Consider the following 3,109-nt stretch of genomic DNA (forward strand, 5'->3'; position numbering starts at 1 on the left):
GACCAGGTCGAGCACCAGTCCCACCGCGGCGGGCGGGCTGTCGAGGACGCCCTGCACCTCGTCGCCGGCGGTCCGCTCGAACCGGCGGACCGTGGGCAGCCTGCGCTGCTCGAGCCAGCCGAGCAGGCGCTCGACCTGGTCGGCGGACCCACGGCTGCGGCGCTGGTCCACGGTCAGCACGAGCACCGGTCAAGGCTATAGGCCTGATGCGCCGACATCAACCCTGCCACCTTGTCCCTCGAAGCGGGGTTGTCGGGGGCTGTCATGGACCGCCCGGCCCGGCTAGCGTCCGGCCCGTGACCACGGGTGCGCAGCAGGTCGGCCGGGAGCCCGAGCTGCGCCGGCCGTGGGTGCGGCCCATGGTGTCGCGCTCGGTCGACGAGACGCCCCGGGCGTCGACGCCGCTCGAGCTGCTCTTCGACCTCACGTTCGTGGTGGCGGTGGCCGCCGTGGCGGCCGAGCTGGCGCACGGCATCGCCGACGGCCACGCGCTCGAGACCCTGTCGACGTACCTCATGGCCTTCTTCGCCATCTGGTGGGCGTGGATGAACTTCACCTGGTTCGCGTCGGCCTACGACTGCGACGACGCGCCGTACCGGCTGCTGACGCTCCTGCAGATGAGCGGCGTGCTCGTGCTGGCCGCGGGCGTGCACCCGGTCTTCGAGGACCGCGACTTCCGGGTCGCAACGGCCGGTTACGTGATCATGCGTCTGGCGATGGTGGCGCAGTGGGGTCGGGCCGCCCGCGCCGACCCGGAGCACCGGGCTACCGCGCTGCGCTTCGTCGTCGGGATCACCGCGGTGCAGGTCGCCTGGCTGCTGCGCCTCGCCCTGTCCGAGGGCCCGGCGCTCGTCGTGTTCTTCGTGCTGGTCGCCGCCGAGCTCGCCGTGCCGGTCTGGGCCGAGCACCCGGCGATGACCGCGTGGCACCCGCACCACATCGCCGAGCGCTACGGGCTCTTCACGATCATCGTGCTCGGCGAGTGCGTGCTCGCCTCGACGGCGGCGGTCAACGCGATCCTGGACGAGGACGGCGCGAGCCCGGAGCTGGTGCTGGTCGGCGCCGGCAGCCTGGCGCTGCTCTTCGCCCTGTGGTGGGTCTACTTCCTCAAGGACGCGGGCGGCGGCCTGGCCCGGCACCGTGAGCTCGGCTTCTGGTGGGGCTACGGGCACTACGTGGTGTTCGCCTCCCTGGCGGCGCTCGGCGCCGGCCTCGAGGTCACCGCCGAGGCGGTCACCCACCACGTCGAGGCCGGCGACACCACGGTGGCGGCGGCCACCGCCGTGCCGGTCACGGTCTTCCTGGTCGCGGTCTGGGCGCTGCACGCCCCGCTCGGGGCGGCACCGGCGCGCGCGGCGACCCGGATGGTGGTCAGCGCCCTGGGCTGCCTCGCGGTGGTGCCGCTGGTCGCCGCCGGGCTGCCCCTGGGCTGGGGTGTCGTGCTGCTCGTGCTGCCACCGGTCTGGCTGATCGCCCAGCACCACACCCGCGGGACCGCTCAGGAGCCGGCCACCGCCACCTGACGCACGGTCCGCACCAGGCGGTCGAGGTCGTCCGGACCGGGGAGCAGCGCGGTCTCGACGACGCGGTCGCCGAGCGGTCCGGCCGGCCGGGACGTGCGCACCACGGCGCCGCGGCTGTCACCGGCGAGCGCCTCGACGGCTGAGTCGGCAGCGGGCGCCGGCAACCCCGTAACCGACGAGACCCGGTCCGCGTCGAGCAGCGGGAGGCCGAGCGCCACCGCCAGGTCGGCCGCCACGGTCGCGCTGGTCCGTGCACTGTCGACGTGCACGGTCCAGCCCCGGACGTCCGGAGCCGTCGCGACGGCACGGGACACGACGTCGGCGACGACGTCGGACTTCGCGTCCGCGTAGTCCTGGATGTGGCCCCAGGTCCGCGCAGCGAGCTCGCGCTTGGTCTGCTCGTACGTCGCCCGGTCCCGCGCGTCGCGGCTCAGGTGGTCGCGGAAGGCGAGCATCCGGCTGATCTCGTCGTCGCCGGAGGCGAACACGTGCAGGTTGGCGTCGGGCCGGGTGTGCCGCAGCAGCCGGTGCTCCCGCCACTCCGGCTCGCGGATCCGCAGGGCGAAGCCGAGATCCTCCAGCGCCGGGACGTACGTCGCCTCGTCGGTCGGGTCGGGCACGCCGAGGACGAGGTCGATGACCGGCTTGGCGGCCAGGCCGGGCACCGACGTGGAGCCGGCGTGCGCGACGACGACGGCGACCGGCCCCAGGGCCTCCCGCACCTGCCGGACCAGGCGAACACCGGTCACCGGCCAGGCAGGGTCCGGCTCGGCGAGGTGCACCGTCGAGTCCAGCCGCGGCCGCTCGGTCACGTAGTGGTCGTTCGTGTAGACGGTCATCTGCTGGCCGTCGGCGCCGTCCGGGCCGTCGAGCCGGGCGTTGACCGAGCCCCACGGCGTCCGGGTCGGGCCGGCGACCAGACCGGCGCCCGCGGCCTGCAACCGCTGCGTCGCCTCATTGGCGTCGGTCACCTCGAAGGCGAGCCGCACCCGGCCGGCGACCCGCCTCCCGACCTCGAGCTCGTCGATCGCGACGGCGTGCGCCTCGTCGCCCACCTCTAACGTGGCCCGGCCGGCGTGCAGCAGCGTGGCCCGCCCGCCGTTGTCGTCGGTGAAGCTCGCCTCCTCGCGCAGGCCGAGGACGTCGCGGTAGAACCGGACCGCGGAGTCGTGGTCCGGCACGGTCAGGACGACGCGCAGCTCGCGGGGTGGGTCCGGCACGGGACCAGGCTAGTGACGGCCGGTCGGTCCCGCGGCAGCTGTGGCGGGCACCCCACCGGGGCCGGCTACTGGCGAAGCTCGTCGATGTCGACGACCTGGTCCTCGGGAGGTGCCGTCACCTCGACCGCCTCGTCCCACTCGGAGAACGCGGCCTGGCCTTCGGCTTCGCGTCCGGGACGACCAGCAGCGGGTAGGGCTTGTCCGACTGGGCGAAGTACAGCGTGCCGGGGTCCTCGGTCCCCTTCTCCCGGAGGCCCACCGTCTCCTGGCTGTCGACGGTGCGGCCCTTGACCCACTTGCCGGTGAACAGCTCGGCCGCCTCCGCGTTGGCCGCGTCGACCCAGAAGTCGCGGTCCCTCTTGAAGT

4 protein-coding genes are annotated in these 3,109 nt (G+C 74.2%); 1 reads left to right on the plus strand and 3 read right to left on the minus strand.

The features are described from left to right. On the minus strand, positions 1-186 hold a 186-nt coding region (locus tag VK640_08180; protein HTE73161.1), incomplete at its 3' end, for a hypothetical protein. A gap of 110 nt (positions 187-296) precedes the next feature. Between VK640_08180 and VK640_08185 the strand changes: the two genes are divergently transcribed. Beyond that, positions 297-1,523, plus strand: a complete 1,227-nt coding sequence (locus tag VK640_08185) for a low temperature requirement protein A (GenBank protein HTE73162.1) — start codon at positions 297-299, stop codon at positions 1,521-1,523. On the opposite strand, the gene VK640_08190 is transcribed toward VK640_08185, so the two are convergent. Then, positions 1,499-2,743 carry a GrpB family protein gene (locus tag VK640_08190; GenBank protein ID HTE73163.1) on the minus strand — a complete coding sequence of 415 codons (1,245 nt, stop codon included), beginning with the start codon at positions 2,741-2,743 and terminating at the stop codon, positions 1,499-1,501. The genes VK640_08185 and VK640_08190 overlap by 25 nt on opposite strands. Positions 2,744-2,858: 115 nt before the next feature. Further along, positions 2,859-3,109, minus strand: a 251-nt coding sequence (locus tag VK640_08195) for a hypothetical protein (protein ID HTE73164.1), incomplete at its 5' end; no start/stop codon positions are given.

It is taken from the genome of Actinomycetes bacterium, assembly GCA_035489715.1.
In the GTDB taxonomy this organism is placed as follows: Bacteria; Actinomycetota; Actinomycetes; order JACCUZ01; family JACCUZ01; genus DATHAP01.